The sequence below is a fragment of the Microbacterium luticellae genome (assembly GCF_050408645.1).
GTDB lineage: Bacteria > Actinomycetota > Actinomycetes > Actinomycetales > Microbacteriaceae > Microbacterium.
In genome coordinates, this window is sequence record NZ_JBNTKE010000002.1 from 150,348 (window position 1) to 165,378 (window position 15,031).

General features: G+C 58.4%; 22 protein-coding genes and 2 tRNA genes. 5 read left to right on the forward strand and 19 right to left on the reverse strand.

What is annotated here, in order from left to right:
• Nucleotides 1-3: 3 nt before the first annotated feature.
• From ACQUSW_RS06315 to ACQUSW_RS06365, 11 genes are all read right to left on the reverse strand, one after another.
• Nucleotides 4-354, reverse strand: coding sequence for a hypothetical protein (locus ACQUSW_RS06315; RefSeq protein ID WP_428931441.1), 351 nt, complete (start codon nt 352-354; stop codon nt 4-6).
• Complete coding sequence (locus ACQUSW_RS06320) at nt 354-758, reverse strand: hypothetical protein (RefSeq protein WP_428931442.1); 405 nt, start codon at nt 756-758, stop codon at nt 354-356. The genes ACQUSW_RS06315 and ACQUSW_RS06320 overlap by 1 nt, the downstream gene beginning before the upstream one ends.
• A 4-nt stretch (nt 759-762) precedes the next feature.
• On the reverse strand, nt 763-1,236 hold the full coding sequence (locus ACQUSW_RS06325; protein WP_428931443.1) for an SAP domain-containing protein: 474 nt from the start codon (nt 1,234-1,236) through the stop codon (nt 763-765).
• 66 nt (nt 1,237-1,302) lie between these two features.
• Nucleotides 1,303-2,301 carry a major capsid protein gene (locus ACQUSW_RS06330; protein ID WP_428931444.1) on the reverse strand — a complete coding sequence of 333 codons (999 nt, stop codon included), beginning with the start codon at nt 2,299-2,301 and terminating at the stop codon, nt 1,303-1,305.
• A 2-nt stretch (nt 2,302-2,303) separates the two neighbouring features.
• Nucleotides 2,304-2,708: a hypothetical protein gene (locus ACQUSW_RS06335; RefSeq protein WP_428931445.1), complete on the reverse strand. Its 405-nt coding sequence runs from the start codon at nt 2,706-2,708 to the stop codon at nt 2,304-2,306.
• 12 nt (nt 2,709-2,720) lie between these two features.
• The gene (locus ACQUSW_RS06340) at nt 2,721-3,431 is read right to left on the reverse strand and encodes a hypothetical protein (protein WP_428931446.1); all 711 of its coding nucleotides are present in this window, start codon (nt 3,429-3,431) and stop codon (nt 2,721-2,723) included.
• Nucleotides 3,432-3,506: 75 nt separating this feature from the next.
• Nucleotides 3,507-4,532 (reverse strand): VG15 protein, encoded by a 1,026-nt coding sequence (locus ACQUSW_RS06345; protein WP_428931447.1) that lies wholly within the window; start codon nt 4,530-4,532, stop codon nt 3,507-3,509.
• Nucleotides 4,533-4,584: 52 nt separating this feature from the next.
• Complete coding sequence (locus ACQUSW_RS06350) at nt 4,585-5,991, reverse strand: hypothetical protein (protein ID WP_428931448.1); 1,407 nt, start codon at nt 5,989-5,991, stop codon at nt 4,585-4,587.
• A 24-nt stretch (nt 5,992-6,015) separates the two neighbouring features.
• The gene (locus ACQUSW_RS06355) at nt 6,016-7,770 is read right to left on the reverse strand and encodes a terminase large subunit domain-containing protein (RefSeq protein ID WP_428931449.1); all 1,755 of its coding nucleotides are present in this window, start codon (nt 7,768-7,770) and stop codon (nt 6,016-6,018) included.
• A 3-nt stretch (nt 7,771-7,773) separates the two neighbouring features.
• Nucleotides 7,774-8,241, reverse strand: coding sequence for a phage terminase small subunit (locus ACQUSW_RS06360; protein WP_428931450.1), 468 nt, complete (start codon nt 8,239-8,241; stop codon nt 7,774-7,776).
• Nucleotides 8,242-8,305: 64 nt separating this feature from the next.
• Nucleotides 8,306-8,378: transfer RNA gene (locus ACQUSW_RS06365), tRNA-Gly, on the reverse strand.
• A gap of 402 nt (nt 8,379-8,780) precedes the next feature.
• Here ACQUSW_RS06365 and ACQUSW_RS06370 point away from each other — a divergent pair.
• From ACQUSW_RS06370 to ACQUSW_RS06385, 4 genes are all read left to right on the forward strand, one after another.
• Nucleotides 8,781-9,356, forward strand: a complete 576-nt coding sequence (locus ACQUSW_RS06370; protein ID WP_428931451.1) for a hypothetical protein — start codon at nt 8,781-8,783, stop codon at nt 9,354-9,356.
• A gap of 382 nt (nt 9,357-9,738) precedes the next feature.
• Entirely contained in the window at nt 9,739-10,338 is a 600-nt protein-coding gene (locus ACQUSW_RS06375) for a hypothetical protein (protein WP_428931452.1), read from the forward strand.
• A 106-nt stretch (nt 10,339-10,444) separates the two neighbouring features.
• Nucleotides 10,445-11,098, forward strand: coding sequence for a hypothetical protein (locus tag ACQUSW_RS06380; RefSeq protein ID WP_428931453.1), 654 nt, complete (start codon nt 10,445-10,447; stop codon nt 11,096-11,098).
• 180 nt (nt 11,099-11,278) lie between these two features.
• On the forward strand, nt 11,279-11,536 hold the full coding sequence (locus ACQUSW_RS06385; protein ID WP_428931454.1) for a helix-turn-helix transcriptional regulator: 258 nt from the start codon (nt 11,279-11,281) through the stop codon (nt 11,534-11,536).
• A gap of 304 nt (nt 11,537-11,840) precedes the next feature.
• On the opposite strand, the gene ACQUSW_RS06390 is transcribed toward ACQUSW_RS06385, so the two are convergent.
• The 4 genes from ACQUSW_RS06390 to ACQUSW_RS06405 form a co-directional block, all read right to left on the reverse strand.
• Entirely contained in the window at nt 11,841-11,981 is a 141-nt protein-coding gene (locus tag ACQUSW_RS06390) for a hypothetical protein (RefSeq protein WP_428931455.1), read from the reverse strand.
• A gap of 17 nt (nt 11,982-11,998) precedes the next feature.
• A tRNA-OTHER gene (locus tag ACQUSW_RS06395) sits at nt 11,999-12,084 on the reverse strand.
• Nucleotides 12,085-12,450: 366 nt separating this feature from the next.
• A complete protein-coding gene (locus ACQUSW_RS06400; protein ID WP_428931456.1) occupies nt 12,451-12,675 on the reverse strand; it encodes a DUF3039 domain-containing protein in 225 nt (74 codons plus the stop codon).
• A 244-nt stretch (nt 12,676-12,919) separates the two neighbouring features.
• Nucleotides 12,920-13,150 (reverse strand): hypothetical protein, encoded by a 231-nt coding sequence (locus ACQUSW_RS06405; RefSeq protein ID WP_428931457.1) that lies wholly within the window; start codon nt 13,148-13,150, stop codon nt 12,920-12,922.
• 29 nt (nt 13,151-13,179) lie between these two features.
• Between ACQUSW_RS06405 and ACQUSW_RS06410 the strand changes: the two genes are divergently transcribed.
• Complete coding sequence (locus ACQUSW_RS06410) at nt 13,180-13,314, forward strand: hypothetical protein (RefSeq protein ID WP_428931458.1); 135 nt, start codon at nt 13,180-13,182, stop codon at nt 13,312-13,314.
• 166 nt (nt 13,315-13,480) lie between these two features.
• On the opposite strand, the gene ACQUSW_RS06415 is transcribed toward ACQUSW_RS06410, so the two are convergent.
• The 4 genes from ACQUSW_RS06415 to ACQUSW_RS06430 form a co-directional block, all read right to left on the reverse strand.
• Nucleotides 13,481-13,753, reverse strand: coding sequence for a hypothetical protein (locus tag ACQUSW_RS06415; RefSeq protein WP_428931459.1), 273 nt, complete (start codon nt 13,751-13,753; stop codon nt 13,481-13,483).
• Nucleotides 13,750-14,058 carry a hypothetical protein gene (locus tag ACQUSW_RS06420; RefSeq protein ID WP_428931460.1) on the reverse strand — a complete coding sequence of 103 codons (309 nt, stop codon included), beginning with the start codon at nt 14,056-14,058 and terminating at the stop codon, nt 13,750-13,752. Before ACQUSW_RS06420 ends, ACQUSW_RS06415 begins: the two co-directional genes overlap by 4 nt.
• Before the next feature lie 230 nt (nt 14,059-14,288).
• Nucleotides 14,289-14,528, reverse strand: a complete 240-nt coding sequence (locus tag ACQUSW_RS06425) for a hypothetical protein (protein ID WP_428931461.1) — start codon at nt 14,526-14,528, stop codon at nt 14,289-14,291.
• A 1-nt stretch (nt 14,529) separates the two neighbouring features.
• Nucleotides 14,530-14,925 carry a beta-sandwich lipoprotein gene (locus ACQUSW_RS06430; protein WP_428931462.1) on the reverse strand — a complete coding sequence of 132 codons (396 nt, stop codon included), beginning with the start codon at nt 14,923-14,925 and terminating at the stop codon, nt 14,530-14,532.
• Nucleotides 14,926-15,031 lie beyond the last annotated feature (106 nt).

Here is a 15,031-nt window from a genome sequence, read left to right on the forward strand (position 1 = left end):
CCGTCACCCCACTTTGCGTATCCATTTGATAGTCACTCGCCAATGACGAGTGCGCTTGCTGACAGAGTGATGTTGCGGTGCGCCTACGGTTTCGTAGAGCGAACCTTCCCAGACAACATGGGAGTCGATGTCGCCGGGCCAATGACGTGCCCGGATCACAAGCAGGTCGATCACCTGCAAGCCGATAGAGACGTTCTCTTCGGCCTGTGACCAGTCACGAACCGGCTCAACCATGCAACGAACTGACACCGGCTCACCGTCATATTCCATGACAGATAAGCCACTGTCGTTTCGTGAGCGTTTACGTGCGAGCACCTGGACTGTGTGTGGCGCTTTACGGTCAAGGAGAGACATCACGGCCACCCTGGTTGTCGAGACATCGTGATGGTGCCAACGCGGCCACCCTTTTTAGGGGCGACCGCGCCGGTCAAGTCCTTCTCATCAATGTCGGTGAACCACAGATACCCGGATGCGACGAGGGCGCTAACCTCGTACCCGTATTGGCCTTCGTTCTCTCGCTGATACCCGTCGGTGTTGCGAAATTCGCGTGAGGCCACGCGAACAACTACGGCCTGGTAGAGCCGTTCAGATAGTTGCCCGCTTGCGAGTCGCGCTGCGACGATACTTCCCCAACGAGAAGCAATCTGATCGACTACCTCCCCGAGCTTGCCCTCTAGATATTCGTCGCTGTAATCCGACGTGTCGGCAGTCGAATACTTAGGGATCGCGTCCGTCGGAACGTCAGGAAGTTTCGCCACGATGTCACCTCTCGTTGATGATCGCTTTCATGTCCTCGATGTCGAGTCCGTCGATGTCCTCGTAACCGAGTTCGGTGAGCTTCGCGGCAAACTGTTCACGCTCCGCTTCGTCGCCGCTGGCAGGATCGCCCTCGTTCGACTGTTCGGCACGCTTGGCGCGGATGCGCTCAATGAGTTCGTCTTTACGGCCACTCGTTGCGATTTCGAGCTCTTTCGCGAGTTCTTTCAAGCTCTTACTGTTGAGATTTTCGAGCCCGTCGCCTTCGTCGTTCGGCGGCTGCCCGGAGCTACCTGCCGGGCTGTCGATCCCTGCACCAGTGGGCGTATCGTCGGCAACGACCGTTGAAGCTTCGACAGTGTGCGTGCTGATGATGGCCTGGTTGGTTACCCAGTCGGGCACCGGATCGCCAGGGCCATACGCTTCGAGCTCACCGTTGACTACTCGTGACACGTGACCGGTCAATACTTTGCTAGACATGCAGACCTCAATTCTTGGAACACGTGAGGGCCGATTCGGAATGAACCGGCCCTCACAATGGGTTTGTTACTTGACCTTCAGCGAGGCCGTGTTGTCGGCGGCGGTCAGCACCGGAATGCCGAGCGCCGAGACAAGCACGTTGTACCCCTCGGGGTCATGCGAGTGCGTTGCGCCCGAGAACAGTCCGGGAGCTTCCTTACGGCTGATACCGTTTTCGGGCTGAATCGACTCAGCGGTAACACCAAGCAGAGTGTCGCCGACCTGCGAGCCAGAAACGAGCACCACGCGGTCAGCCGGGAACAGCGGCACCTCAGCGCCCGCACGGTTGACGATCGTCTGCTCGTTGATTTCGACGTAGCCGAAGCCCCAGTCGGCAAGCACCGAGCGAACATCCTGCTCGCTGACACGAGACGGCAGATCGGTGCCCCGACCCGTAACGAGCTTGATGATCTCAGTGTTGGTTTGGAGCAGCGACATAACCGAGCGTGGCAGGAAAGTCGAGGTGACTCCCTTGCCCATGACCTGACGGAGACCTTCGAGGTCAGCGATGGGGTCAGCGTTTGCCACGTTCCACAGCGTGCCCGCCGTCGCCGTCTGTGCAGGCTTACGCCCGAAGTCGACCACGAGGTTCATCTGACGCTCTTGCAGAGTCACGCGGCCAAACACGAGAGCCTCGACCTGCGCCAGCACGAACCGCGAACCGATCGCCTGCGCGTTACGGGCGGCGCGTTCCTCGAACGCTTCGCCAATAATGTCGTCGTCAGCGTTGTACATGACGAGTTCCTGATACTCGTCAACCGGCGTGCGGATCGAGATAGGTGGCAGTTTGCCGCCTCGCTCTTCACCGGCAGGCAGGTCGCCGACCTCAGACTCGGTGTTCCAGCTACGGAACGACGCAGCGGCGGGGAGCACGCCCTGGCCGACTGGGATCGAGTAGTACAGCGATGCCGACGGCTTGATCGGCAACAGGTTCGCTGTCGCATAGTTTTCAACGTGCAGCCGGAACTCAGCGCGCGCGTGGCCGGTGAGTTGTGCACAGTTTCGGTGGTTCTTTGTGAACGCCATGATTAGTCCTCCACGTAGGTGAACGAGCCGGTCGTGTCGGCCGTGATGACGGCGGCACGCTGGCTAGCGATGGGCAGGAGCGACGCCTTGATGATGCCGTGTTTGAGCACAGCGATCGTCGGCTTACCACCGACCACAATTTCGGGGCCAATGTTGTCGTTGAGATAGCCGGCGAGCACTTCGCGGCCGTCGGATGCAGATGCGTCGTACGGGCCGTAAAGCTTGCTTGCCGTGATCTGTCCGAGCGCAAGGCCGGACGGTGCACGTCCGTTGACAATGTGCTGAGCATCGAGCGTGCTGATGTCAAGCTGTCCAGGTCGCGCCGAGTCCTCGCCATGCGCAGACCAGCGCCAACGAGTGTCCTGTGCGACGCCGGTAGCGTTCGTGCTGATTTGGAAGTCAGACATGATTTCGCCCTCCTAGGCTGTCTTTTTCTTCTTTTCGTATGCGGCCTGTTCGTACGAGGCGACCGAACCGGTTGCGCCTTGCTGGGGCTGGATACGCCCGTCGTGAATCTGGTTGTAGACCTGTCCCCAGGCCGCATTCGGGTTTTGTGGACTGTTGTTGCTGCCCGCCGAACCGATGGACTGCGCGAACGTCTGGATTTTTTCGGCGTCCAGTTCGCCGTTGTCGCCAACGAATTTCGATAGGTCAGCGAATTGAATCGCCCCGGCGATGCGCGCCTGAGCGTCCTCGAAGGTTTCACCCTCACTGATGGTGCGCGCAATGAGCATCCCGCTAACGGCTGCCGCCAAGTGTCGGCTGTTAGCTTCACGTTCTGCTTCGGCGCGGGCTTCTTGACGTGCCGTTTCGAGCGCACGTTCGTTGTCGTCGAGCGCGGCGAGGCGTGCCTGTTCCGCAGCATCTGCGGCGCTCTGCAAGTCCTCAACCGAACCGAACTTCTGGTATGCGCTTACTTGCCGTTCGGCGGCTTCGCGAGCTTTCTGCTGAACCTTCGACTGGTTGTGCCAGTAGGCCGCTTTCTGCTCGTCGGTCATCTCCGATGTGGGCGTATCTTTCGGGAACCCCAGATCTTCGTTGCCGCCACCGTCACCGCCGCCGCTGTCTGCTGGCGTTTCAATGAAACGCAACATCGGGTAGTGCAAGCAGTTCGACTTGAATTTGAACATGAGAATGAATCCTCCGAATCGGAAGGGTGATTAGGGCACCGGATCGATGCCCTCCCCGCGTGTGCGGGAGAACTGTTATGCGCCACGCGCGATAGCACGCGCGATGATGCGCCTGTGACTTGCGATCGCCGACTCTACGTCGATGCGTAGATCGTGTTGGCCGATCGTCTGGGTCAAGAACTTGTTACCGGCTGCGAGTTCTTTCAACAGTCGTGCTAGTTCTCGTTCTGATGTGGCACGCATCGCATCCCACATGCGCTGATCGTCTGCTTTGGTCATCTCTTTGTGACCGGCGAACTTTCGGCGCTTCGAGTCGCGGTTGACATCTCCGACAGAACGGAAGTGTTGCCCGTCGCGTGTCAGAATCGGCCCGAGTTCACCATGAGTGTTCACAGCAACCTTGATGCGCTTTAGATCCTCCGCGTAGGTCGACCCTGCCGCGTCATATATGCGTTTTAGGTCTTCCTCGTTCAGCTTCAACCCGAGGTCTTGCTTCGCTGTTACGGGAGAGATCGTGCATTTACAGTTGCCGTGCAACGGCATGAGCTCGTCTTTGTAGTAGAGCCGTGACGACGCCACTACACATAGGCCACATGTGCCTGTGACTGAGAACTCTGGGTGAATCACGCGCCGATACCCGATGACTTTCGCGGATGCTTTGAGCACCTGTTTCGCTTCGGCACGTGCCGCTGCGGCGAGGTCGTCGTGCGCGATCGTCGAAAGTCGCTGTTCGAGCTTCTTCTGCAGATCGGTCGGCAACTGTGTCGGCAGTTCGGCGAGGTTCTGTATCTCGTTGTCAACCGATTTCTCGATCGCTTTACGCAACTCGCGCTCGACCTGCCACGCCGGCCGTTTGTACACTTCAACGATCGGCGTACCCGACCGTTCGTAGGCGTTGACAATATCCGGCAACGAATCGGGTTCAGCATCCAGTAGCGCCAGTTGACGCAACTGGAACACTCGAGCGAGGCGACGGGCGCGGGCCATAGCAATATCGACTTGCACCGCCGACTCTGCTGCGGCCGCGTTCTTCATCGTCGGGCGCCACAGCCAGTCGAACCCGAACCAGATCGAGAGCAATGCCCGAATGAGTGATGTCACTATCCGGGCATGCTCACGCGCGTACGCTTCGACTAGCAGCTGTTGCCGTTGTTCATCGGTCAGCATCGTTCACGCTCGAATCTTCGGCCAACGCGCGGTTGAACGACTCTTCGACTCGCTCGATGTTCGCGCGGCGACGTTGCGCCGGGGTCATCTCGAACACTTCCGCGTCGATGTATGACTGTGGCGCGTTACCGGCCTTGAACTTCGGTGCAGCTTCGGCCTTCTCCGCCATAGTGGACGGGTTGACCTTCCCGAACTCGGTACGAAGCGATGCGTAATCGGCGCGCTCAGTGTCACCCTCGATCTTGAACGACTGCGACATGCTCTGCGCGAAACCGGGGCCAGCCATGCGATTCATCTTCTCTACGGCCTTGATTAGAGGCTGATGCGAGATTTGTGAACCCAACGCCGACTGGTTCGCGTTAGACGAATCAAACAGACTCATGGGCGTTCGCGTGATCGTGCACAAGTGTTTGAGCTCGTCACGTCGAGCCTCATAGATCGGTCGAGGGTCAGCTGGTGTGGACTCCCACATCTTCGCGTTCACCGGCAACGTCCAAAGCGCTGCGGGCCCGGTACGGAACACCTCGTCATAGTCGATCAGTTGACCGGCCTGCGGGTGGCCTTCTGGGTAGTAGTCCGGCAGATCGTCTGTGCTCACCGCGCGCTGTCGGAATGCTTGCATGACAATCAACGTCAACCCGTTGAGCGTTATCTCGTTGATCCGGTCGAGGGTATCCAGGTGCTTCTCATAGATCCCGTACCCGTCCGTCGTTGAGAACTGCGTCACAAGCGGATCATCAACCGACCCGGTACGAATCGGCGCGGTCGCCCACGTCCAATCATTTGACACAAGCCACTGTGAACCGTCTTGCGGCAATGTCGGGATACGGGTTTCGCGGTAAGCGACTCGAAAGTACCCTGCCCGGAACAGCGTGATCTCTTCGGTGCCGAGCACAGCGTTATATCCGACGGTGATTGCCGCGCGAGTCAGCCAAGGGAACCGATCGTGCTGTTCGCTGATCGTGTTCCACTCGTTCCGAACTTCCCACATCGCTTTACCGTTGTGTGGTGTCGTCGTAATGTATGCGCGGCCAAAGTCGCCAATATCGTTGAAAAGGTTGACCGACTGAACGTCCATTCGCGAACGATCCCAGATCGTCTGCGCGGCAAGATCGCCGTCCTCGCCACCTTCAACATTCGTGTGAAACGCCACCACCTTCTGCCGGTCGGTACGCGAGTCACGCAACGTCTCCGCCACATGCAGCCGTGAACGCCTCACGAAACGCATGTAGTTCTCCGACGTGCCCTTGTCCCACGTATCGACCGGCAGTAGCGCCTCCCCGTCTCGACGTTGCCGCAACATTTCCATGCGCGGCAGCCCCTCCCCGAGCTTGTTGGCAAGCCGTATCAGCCACCAGTCATCAGAATCAGGCACATGTGTGTCTGTGAGCACGTATCTGCCCTCACCTTCTAATAGCTAACGAACTCGCCTCACCACGCCGCTCTTACGACGTGGCATCTTGCGATAGCGAGCACGGCCCTCAACCGCCAGGCACATACCTACGGCGGCGTCCATCTTCTTCAGCGAACCTTTACGGTCTTTACCGATAACGTCACCCGCTGCGCGCTTCCAACGGCACGCATTCAGCACATGCCGCGTCAACGTCGGGTTATCGCCATGACAGAGCTCTTTCGTCTTGATCGCGGTCTCTGTACGCTCGACAACCTTCGCCATTTCCGTGTGCCGTGCAGTCTCGAACGTGATCGGCTTAGTCTCGGATGCCCGCACAACAAGATCGGGCCCGAGATCGTTCTCCCACGCCTCCACATAGTCACGCCAATGCGGCGGGTCAGCGAGAAACGCGACGACCTTGTATTTCTTGAACGTTTCGCGAACGACAGCATCAACCTCTTGATGGTCGACCTGCCAGTTCTTCGCTTCGTTCGAGTCGGGAGCTTCCCACACGCCGATCGGGAACACGTAACCGTCACTAATCCGGCAAGCAATGAGTACCGTCGCATCCGATGTCAACCCGCCGTCGAACCCGAGCGCAATCTCGTCACCCTTTCGAGGTGGACGAGGTCGCACTTTCTCGCCCTTCTCACGCGCAGCACGCGCAATCGACTGCCAGCCGATACGGCTCCACTCGTGCAACTTCAGCCACGAATGTTTACCGGCAACAACCGCGTTGAAAAAGTAGCGGCGAGTGTCCTCTTCAGATCGACGCGGATCAAACAGGTCGTCAAGCAGCCCGTCGATGTCGTTGAACTCGATCGCGTCACCGTACGCTTCACGAAACGCCTCCGACAGCCGAGCAATGTACTCTTCTTCGGTCTCGAGTCGCCTACCGGCACGCACCGTATCGTCAGGGATACGGATACGTTCGAGCGATTCAACGTCAGCCCACCGATGGTCGAACAACAACCGAGGCCGACGTGCTTTCTTCTCACTGATCTTGTCAGCAAGAAAGTACGTATCCTCAGCGACCGACTCAGCGCCGGGCTCATACATGGTTGTCGTTTCAATGAACCATGTGCCCTCACGTCGACGCTTCGACAAGTTACGCACAACCGTGTCGTACATCGACCGCAACGTTGGCGTGTCGTACAGGTGTGTCTCGTCGAACACAGCGAATGTTTCAAGTCCGCCGTCTTTCGAGGCCGCACCAGCCGTCGAGGGCGTGATCGAACCACCGTTATGCGGAATCAACACGCGCGTCTTGCCAGCGTCAACACCGTATGCAGCTTTCAGCTGGAACAGCGGAGCGCTCTCGTCGGTCAGGTTGTAGTAAATGTTGTCGAAGACGTTGCCCGTCTGGCCTTCTTCTGTCGCCATGATCTTGACGACCGGCGCACGAACCGGTTTCCCCATAGGCTCACCCGGCTGATACTCGTACACCTGCCCCAGAAACTCGTACGTTTCGCCACCCTCAGCCCAGCCAGCGAACCGCGCCGGCCCAAACGCCTCGAACAGCGCCAACGCGCCAGCAACACCAGACTTATCCGTACCCTTCGGGCGCGAAAAGAACGCCGAGTTATACAGGCGACGACCTGCCGCATCATGCGTATAGCAGTCGACAACAAAACCCGTATATTCGTCGCCATAACGAACAGGCTTCCCCTGCGCGCCACCACGGCCGTGGACAACGAAAGACTCAATCCACCACGTAGCCAGCCAACCCAGTGACCTATTACGATCATGCCCCGGAGTACGAATCAAACGCCGGGGCATTACTCACTCCCCAGCTATTCGTCTACGTCGATCTTCAATGCTCGTAACGTTCGACCGATCAGACGCACCAACCGGATACTCTTCGGGAACTTCGACTTCGAGCCGCAACCGCAACCGGTCAGCCGGTGTCGCACCAAACGTCGCCACCCGCAACCGAATCTCTGCGAACCGCTCACTGTTACGACCACCCGACGACCACGCAATGTGGTGCATCAACGCCGTGTCGAGCATGTAATCCCAGTCCGGGGCAGTCACCATCTTCGATGCCTGCGGCGAAGCGCGCCAGTTCTCCCAGAACCGCACAGTCGCCGGATGCCACTCTTCACGGTCACCCGTCTCAGGATCGACCGGCAGCACGTCATCAGGTAAAGGGAACCCGCCGAGCTTCCCATCCGACTTGATAATCTCGCGCGTCGGAGTATCCCGCTTACGCGAACGATTCTCCTTCGGCGCCGGGCCAACACCAGCCATAACGTTTCCCTTCTCCCGAAACGGAAGCCAGCACCCGAACGGGCGACTGGACGGTAACTAACAGAGCGACCGGCGGGACTCGAACCCGCACACGCCTGCTTGGAAGGCAGGTGCCCAACCAGTTGGGCGACGATCGCGAACAGAATCGCTGAGTCAGCGAAGAAATGAAGCAAAACCGCGCGCCACGCGGCGCGCCAGGGGCCCCGGCAAAAACCCCCCAGACCTGCGCGCACCGCGAAAGGCAGAACGCTTGCGGGCGGGGGCTGGGTGGGGGTGGGGGGTGGGTGCCCTATTGTGTCTAGTTTTTTGACGGTGGTGGGGTGTCTTGTGGTTTGACTTGTGTGTGTGTCTTGTGTGTGTGCGTGGTGGTATGTCGCTTGTGTTGACTGTCGGTGTGTGTCGGTTGGTGTGCCGGCGGTTGGGCACATACTTGACATGTGTGACGTGTGTGTGTATTGTTGTGAGTGTTGGAACTGAAAGCCCAACGCACAACATGAAACACAAGCGCGGTAACGCGCTACGTATAAGGGAAAGAATCTATGTCTCTCACACTCGAAGAACTTGCCTACGAATTCGACGTACCTACCTATGTGGTGGCAGCTACTCTCAATGTTCCTGTCGCCTTATGGGCGGATGACAAAGACGTCAGCGTGTTCGACCACACGCCGGTAACGGCACGTCTCGCGCTTCGTATCGCTTCGGCGGTAGATAGTGACGCGAGCGGATACTACGACGCGACTACAGGCATGCCCGTTAGTGAGGAGGATGTAACCATCAGTTTTGATGCTTATTTAGACGAGCTCCACCCGCCGATTAGTGTGCTCGATTCGCACGCGCTTTACTCTCGTGTAGCTCGCGAGCATGCGCCTATCGACTATCGGGGCGCGCGCGCCGATTATGAATCAGAGTCCGGTAACTATGTTGACGAATGCTATCTAGTCACGGTTATCGGCAGCGACGATTATGAATCGCTCGAATGGTTCGCGGATGAGATCGACGCTAAACGCGCTTTCGAGTCTTACGTGTACGACTACGGGCGCATGGCCGAATGTAAAGGGCTCGACATTACGTTGTGGAGCGCGACCGGCGATCAGCTGTCAAGCCACACCGTTTAATTTTTACGCTGCGCAACGCTTGGGCGTCGACGGTTCGCGACCGGGCGCAGCACTACCGGCTATGAAAGCGCCGGCTAGCGAAAGGGAATGACATGGGAGAGTTCGACTGCTGCGCTCATGGCTTAGGTCATGGCGGGCGCGCGCTTACATTCGAATGGCTCGACGGGTTCGAGAGTCACGCGGCGACGGTTGACGGGCTGCTGCTCACGGAGACAGTCGAGGGCGAGCCGGTACTAACCGGCCACATGCGCCGTTGCCGAGCGCTTGACGGGCACGCTAACGCGGTTGCGTATGAGCATGCGCCGGGTTACGCGAGCGGCGAAGTCGACGGGCGCCCGGTCGTGTGGCTTAGCGGCCGCGCTTACCGGATCGAGGGACAGTCATGAGCATGCGCGGCGTATCGATGGGCGTTACCGACGCCGCTTTCTGGTCATGGGCCGAATACGTCGAAACAGACTTGCAACGGTTCTACGCGACGACCGGCGGCGAAACGTATCTGTTCGCGCGTACGCCGGCCGCTGACCGGCACTTGCACAAGTGTGCGCAGCGCGGACTGTCGGGCGAGCAAGCGGCATACACGGGCCCTTGGCACGTCATCCGCAAACACGTCACGGCAGAATTCCGCGAATGGGTTGAAGAGCATCGCGGCACCGAACGTCTGACACTCTCGCAGTGGCGGGCGCGTGACAAGCGCGAGCGTGACGCGGCAGAGTGGCGCGAGTCGGCAGAGTATGCACTGCTCGAGCTTGAAGAATTGCGCCGGATGACTCTCGAACGTGACGCTATGATCCTCGACGCTGTCAGCAAGGGCGCGAGTAAAGCTGCGGTTGCGCGTGCTATCGGACTTTCGCGGCAACACGTGCACAACATAGTTGCGTCTGCTCGTGTTGATGATGTTGCACCGTTCGACACGTGGGAGACGTCGCCCGCGTCGGCTGTTGAAGTTGCAGCGTCTGATGTGTGGAACGTCGAACCGTTCTAGCGCGTACCGGCAGCGGCCGGCGCCCGGCTCATGACCGGGGCGCGCACGCAAATAAGTTGCAGATTATCCGGCGATGAAAGCGCCGGGTTCGTGAAAGGGAACCACCATGACTAACGTAATTGCACCTATTGCGCACACTGTGCGCGTTGAAGATCTTGCAGAGTTCGGCAGCGTCCATGACGCACCGAAACTTGCGGTAGGCGACCTCGTGCCGCTTTCCACAATCACGGGGCGAACGTCACCGCGTACTGTGCGCGAACTGCTCGCCGGTGACGTGGTGCACCTATCGGCGATCGTTGACGCGAACCTGCCGCGAAAGTTCGGATACCGGCAGGTGAAGCTCATGAACGGATATTGCGGCCCCGTCCACATGTCGGTTACGCCACACCGATCGGCCGAAGATATTGCAGCCTACTACCGGCGAAACATCGAACCGCGTGTACTTCCGACGTATGCGACCATGCCCGATCGTGTGCTGTTGTGCATGTGTGAAGAATTAGCGGACAGCGACGACCGGCATGGGCGAACTGCTTACATGTGGAGCGTCAGCGAATTGAAAGCTCGCGCCGGCGTTGCGCTGCTGATTGAATCCGAACGTGAGCGTTACGTGTTCGAGGAATATGTTGCAAGCCTGTGCGGGCTAACTGTTTACGAGCAGATCGACTGGGCTAAAGTGCCCGATTCCGCATTTGATAGCTACGTGACCGAGAACGCTATTGCAGCGAAGCTCGCGCGTGAGCGGATGTCTGCCGGCAAATAAGTTGCAAGGGTGAGCGTCCGTCGGATGCTCACCCTATATTGCACGGTACGACGGAGGTAAATTGCATGTTTGACATGAACGAGTTGCAAGAACTGTGAACATGAGAGCGCCCCGGCCCATCCCGCGATGCGGGCTGAAAGCGAGCCGGGGCTATGGAACCAACATGAAAGGGAAGGTGCCGTGAGTAAGTCTACCGTGACGTGGGATGATTGCGCTATGACCGTCGAATACATGGGCCCTGCTGAAATTGCAGCGTTTGTCAGCCGCGAGTTCGGTGTGCGTATTGCGGCAAGCACGATACGTAACTATGCGTCGGATGGTCGGCTGCCTGCGCCTGATGTTCGTATTGGGCCTAATGGTGGATGGTCGGAAGAATCGATCCGCGAATGGTGGAAGTCTCGACCTGGCCGTGGTGCGCGCACTGATTTGCAACGCTAGTTGCAGGGTTACGGCAATATGCCAGGGTGTCGCCGCTGTTTTTTGCGTGCTCGGGCACGCGCAGTGCCGCCCTGCGAGCTTGATTTGATCTGGTGGTGGTACTCGCATAAAGATTGCAGGTTTTGCGGGCTGTGGTCGTCGCGGTCGCCCTTGTGGTCGACTTGGTTTGCGTAGGCACGGCACAGTTGGCCGGTGTCGTATCGAACATGCTGGCAGCGGTGCCCGTCACGCTTCAACACTCCGGCGCGTATCGTCGGCCAATTCGCTGGCAACGTCGCTTTGCGGGTTGATCCTCGCCAGGCGCTCATTCGTCGTCCTGGCAGCAGTGGCGGGATGCTTCATACGATTCGTATACGGCACCGCAGTAGTCGCATGTTGGCCGGTGAATTTGCGCGGCTGTTTCGGGTAGCGCGTACCAGCCGTCACCGACGTGTTCGAGAGTCATCGTGTCTCCCGTCTGTCGTGGCTTGGCGAGAGTCGAACTCGCACGCGGGCTACGGAACTAGACGATCCTGAACTCCCTGCTCTGCCGATTGAGCTACAAGCCTGTGTGTGCCTGCCTCGCCATTACGCGGCTCAGGCGTGTGAAGTTATGAGTATCGGGCATAAAAAAACCCGCTCGTGGCGGGTGGGCGTGAGTTTCCTCAACTTATTACATGCTAGCAGTGCTGGCGGTCATTTTTTCGCTCGTCGCCAACGTGTCTTGTGCTGGTTTATTGGCAGGTCGCCCCAGCGTATTGCAGTATCTGGGATACCCGGCCGGGATGATGCGGTCGGGTGTGGGAATGTTTCGATGTTGTCTGCCCGCAACCATCGTCGGATGGTCGATTCTGACACGTTGAATAGTTGCGGTAGCCATGCGATCGACACGGCAGCTTCGGCGAGCTCGTCGGTGCGCACGTAGTCTGCCTGCCTCACTCTGGTATCCCTTCATAGATTTCTTTGCATGTCGGGCAGACTGTGCGGCCGTCGATTCCACGGAATGGTTTCGGTTCCACTTTTCCACAGAGCGCTGTTGCGGGTTTCCCTTCGAGCAGCGCGGCATCAAGGTCACGCTTCTTGAAGTAGTGGGCGAATCGGTCGTGGTCGCCGTCGTTGCTGATCTGTTTCGTGTCTGTTCGTTCGAGCACGTCGGTCATCGTCGTGTTCCTCCTAACGGTTCGAGCGGCGCCTGTAGCGTGCTCCCCATCGAGCGAAGCACGGCCGCTAGTTTGTTGAACGCTGGCGCTAACGCTTCCATAGCTTCGACAACTGGGGGTTTGCGGATTCCGTCGCGCATCTCGGCAGGCGTGCCCGCTTCGATTCGGCGTACCGCTCGGGCCGCAGCTTTATCGGTTCTTCTGCTGACACGTTCTCGGATGCGTGAGAACTCGCGGTCGACGTTCACAACACGACCTCGGCGCGTGTGCCCGCTATGAGCTCGATCGGCCGGATGATCGCTGTGCCGTCATCGAGGGTTTCCTCGCGCACCCATACGCGCGCGTCGGACTCGTATTCCTGCAAGTATTCGATCAAGTCGGATACTGTCCAGTGTTCATACTCGTCAGAGAACACGATCGAGGGTTCCGCGTGTGGTGTCAGCTTGTATGTTGCCGGGAGTGGCGGGGTGGCCATGATCTTTCCTTCCAAGATTGGTTGTGAATATGGTTGCGGCAGTCGACGCTAATGGTCGCGTCGGCTTCGGCGCGTGCCCAAGCTTCGCCGTTGAGCCACCATTGCCCGCCGTTACCGAGCGTCACTTTGTCGCCCTCGCGGGCAATAAGTCCACCGTTCGCTAACTCTTCTCGCCGCTCGCGGTTCATGGTTCGTATCCTTTCGGCGGTATCGGTTCGCCCCATCGGAACCATCCGTCACCGAATGGCGCTTCGTGTTTCTCGAACACGTGGCCGGCGGGTTTGACGCACTGGAACATGTCCCGAAACCGTGCGCCGCATGTGTTGCCGGTCACGTTTCGTCGGCTGGTAGTCCGAGCTCGTCGGCGTGCATGGTGAGCATGGCAGCGAACTTGCGCAGGTCAACGAGCGGCACTTTCATTTCGTATTCCGCGCCGTCCGAGTAGTAGATATCGCTCCTTTCTATGACCGTGGAATGTTCGTATTGGTCGTCACGTGCGCACGTTGTGGCCCTGTATCTTCTGTGCCCGAAGTTAGATGACAAGAACTCGGTGTCAACTCTTCTGACAACGGGCAGAGTCTCGTTAGTTGTCTTGATAGTCACTGTTCTTCTCCCCCGTCGTCGTTTAGCGTGGCGCGTATGGCATCTCGAATGTCGCCGTTCCAAAGCTCGACTGCACCTTCGCGATCGCCACTGTTGTAGAGAGCGTTATACGCGCGGATAAGGTTCGCGATCCGTTGCTGTTCAACGAGCGCGAGTTGAGCTTCCAGGCGTGCGTCATCGAGCATGATTACTGCCGCCATGTGCGGCGCAAGCGTGCCCGGTGATTTGTTGGCCGCGAGAATAATCTCCCGCGCGCCACCCTGCAGCCTTCGAGCTTCTGCTACATGGTCGATGCGTTCACTCATTGTCTTTCTCCTTCCTGTGCGGGTTATCTTCCAATCGGGGCATTCTGCTGTGAAAGTTCGTTCTGACCGAGTGGGCGAACCCCTCGTCCCACGCTTTCTCTGCCACCTGCCGGTCTCGCTCAGTGAGCCACCGGTCAAACTCGGCACGAGACTCAAAACTCACAGTGCCGTTTTGGCCCCACCGAACAGCCATATATTCCAGCCGCACTTCCTCTGTTGTCGGCGTGTAGTCACTCACTACTCTTCTCCTGGTCTTGCCTCATCCTTCGGCGCGCCCCGTCACTTCTCGCCGCTTCGGCTGTGCGTCCATCCGCGTAGCCACGCGCATACGCTTTCGCCGCAAGCTCGTGGATGCCGTAGATCGTTGTTTCGTCCATCGGTTCACGGTTGGTGTACTTGCGGATGTTTTCAAGTTCGCTTTCGCACCACCGTTCAACGTCTTGCACTACTTCAAACGGTTCGATCCTCACGTCACTCACCGTCGCCCCCTGACGTATCAGCCTCAATGTCGGGCACGATAACTTCAGGCCGGAAAATCACACGGTAGTGATATGCGCTCGCAGTCACCGGCTCAAGCTGCTCAACAAAATAGGACACGTTGTCCGACAGTCCGAGGTGGTGTTTCTTGAACTGGTTCTCACCCGTCTTGCAGATCACGTCAAGCTTGTACGACTGATCCTCGAACGAACACTTACCTTCTACCGTGAGAATGTATTCGTCCGTGATTCCGTTGTAGAACACGATCCGGCGGTCAACTTCGAACTGATCCGCCGACTTAGATAGGTTGTGTTTCGCTGTCTCTGCTTGCGTGCATCCTGCGAGCAGTAGCCCCGCAATCGCAATACCTGCCACGGCGGCAATCTTCATGCGCTTCATTATTTTCTTCTCCTTCGCTTGCATGGTTGACCCTGTTGCCGCGCGACGGCGAAGTATGCACCTAAGCTTTCGCCGTCAATGTCGTCCACCCGCTTAT

What these genes read in the sequence shown, in the direction of transcription:
- ACQUSW_RS06315 (WP_428931441.1), bottom strand. Translation starts at nt 354, where the DNA reads ATGTCTCTCCTTGACCGTAAAGCGCCACACACAGTCCAGGTGCTCGCA.
- ACQUSW_RS06325 (WP_428931443.1), bottom strand. Translation starts at nt 1,236, where the DNA reads ATGTCTAGCAAAGTATTGACCGGTCACGTGTCACGAGTAGTCAACGGT.
- ACQUSW_RS06330 (WP_428931444.1), bottom strand. Translation starts at nt 2,301, where the DNA reads ATGGCGTTCACAAAGAACCACCGAAACTGTGCACAACTCACCGGCCAC.
- ACQUSW_RS06335 (WP_428931445.1), bottom strand. Translation starts at nt 2,708, where the DNA reads ATGTCTGACTTCCAAATCAGCACGAACGCTACCGGCGTCGCACAGGAC.
- ACQUSW_RS06340 (WP_428931446.1), bottom strand. Translation starts at nt 3,431, where the DNA reads ATGTTCAAATTCAAGTCGAACTGCTTGCACTACCCGATGTTGCGTTTC.
- ACQUSW_RS06355 (WP_428931449.1), bottom strand. Translation starts at nt 7,770, where the DNA reads ATGCCCCGGCGTTTGATTCGTACTCCGGGGCATGATCGTAATAGGTCA.
- ACQUSW_RS06360 (WP_428931450.1), bottom strand. Translation starts at nt 8,241, where the DNA reads ATGGCTGGTGTTGGCCCGGCGCCGAAGGAGAATCGTTCGCGTAAGCGG.
- ACQUSW_RS06370 (WP_428931451.1), top strand. Translation starts at nt 8,781, where the DNA reads ATGTCTCTCACACTCGAAGAACTTGCCTACGAATTCGACGTACCTACC.
- ACQUSW_RS06375 (WP_428931452.1), top strand. Translation starts at nt 9,739, where the DNA reads ATGAGCATGCGCGGCGTATCGATGGGCGTTACCGACGCCGCTTTCTGG.
- ACQUSW_RS06380 (WP_428931453.1), top strand. Translation starts at nt 10,445, where the DNA reads ATGACTAACGTAATTGCACCTATTGCGCACACTGTGCGCGTTGAAGAT.
- ACQUSW_RS06390 (WP_428931455.1), bottom strand. Translation starts at nt 11,981, where the DNA reads ATGACTCTCGAACACGTCGGTGACGGCTGGTACGCGCTACCCGAAACA.
- ACQUSW_RS06400 (WP_428931456.1), bottom strand. Translation starts at nt 12,675, where the DNA reads ATGACCGACGTGCTCGAACGAACAGACACGAAACAGATCAGCAACGAC.
- ACQUSW_RS06405 (WP_428931457.1), bottom strand. Translation starts at nt 13,150, where the DNA reads ATGGCCACCCCGCCACTCCCGGCAACATACAAGCTGACACCACACGCG.
- ACQUSW_RS06410 (WP_428931458.1), top strand. Translation starts at nt 13,180, where the DNA reads ATGGTTGCGGCAGTCGACGCTAATGGTCGCGTCGGCTTCGGCGCGTGC.
- ACQUSW_RS06420 (WP_428931460.1), bottom strand. Translation starts at nt 14,058, where the DNA reads ATGAGTGAACGCATCGACCATGTAGCAGAAGCTCGAAGGCTGCAGGGT.
- ACQUSW_RS06430 (WP_428931462.1), bottom strand. Translation starts at nt 14,925, where the DNA reads ATGAAGATTGCCGCCGTGGCAGGTATTGCGATTGCGGGGCTACTGCTC.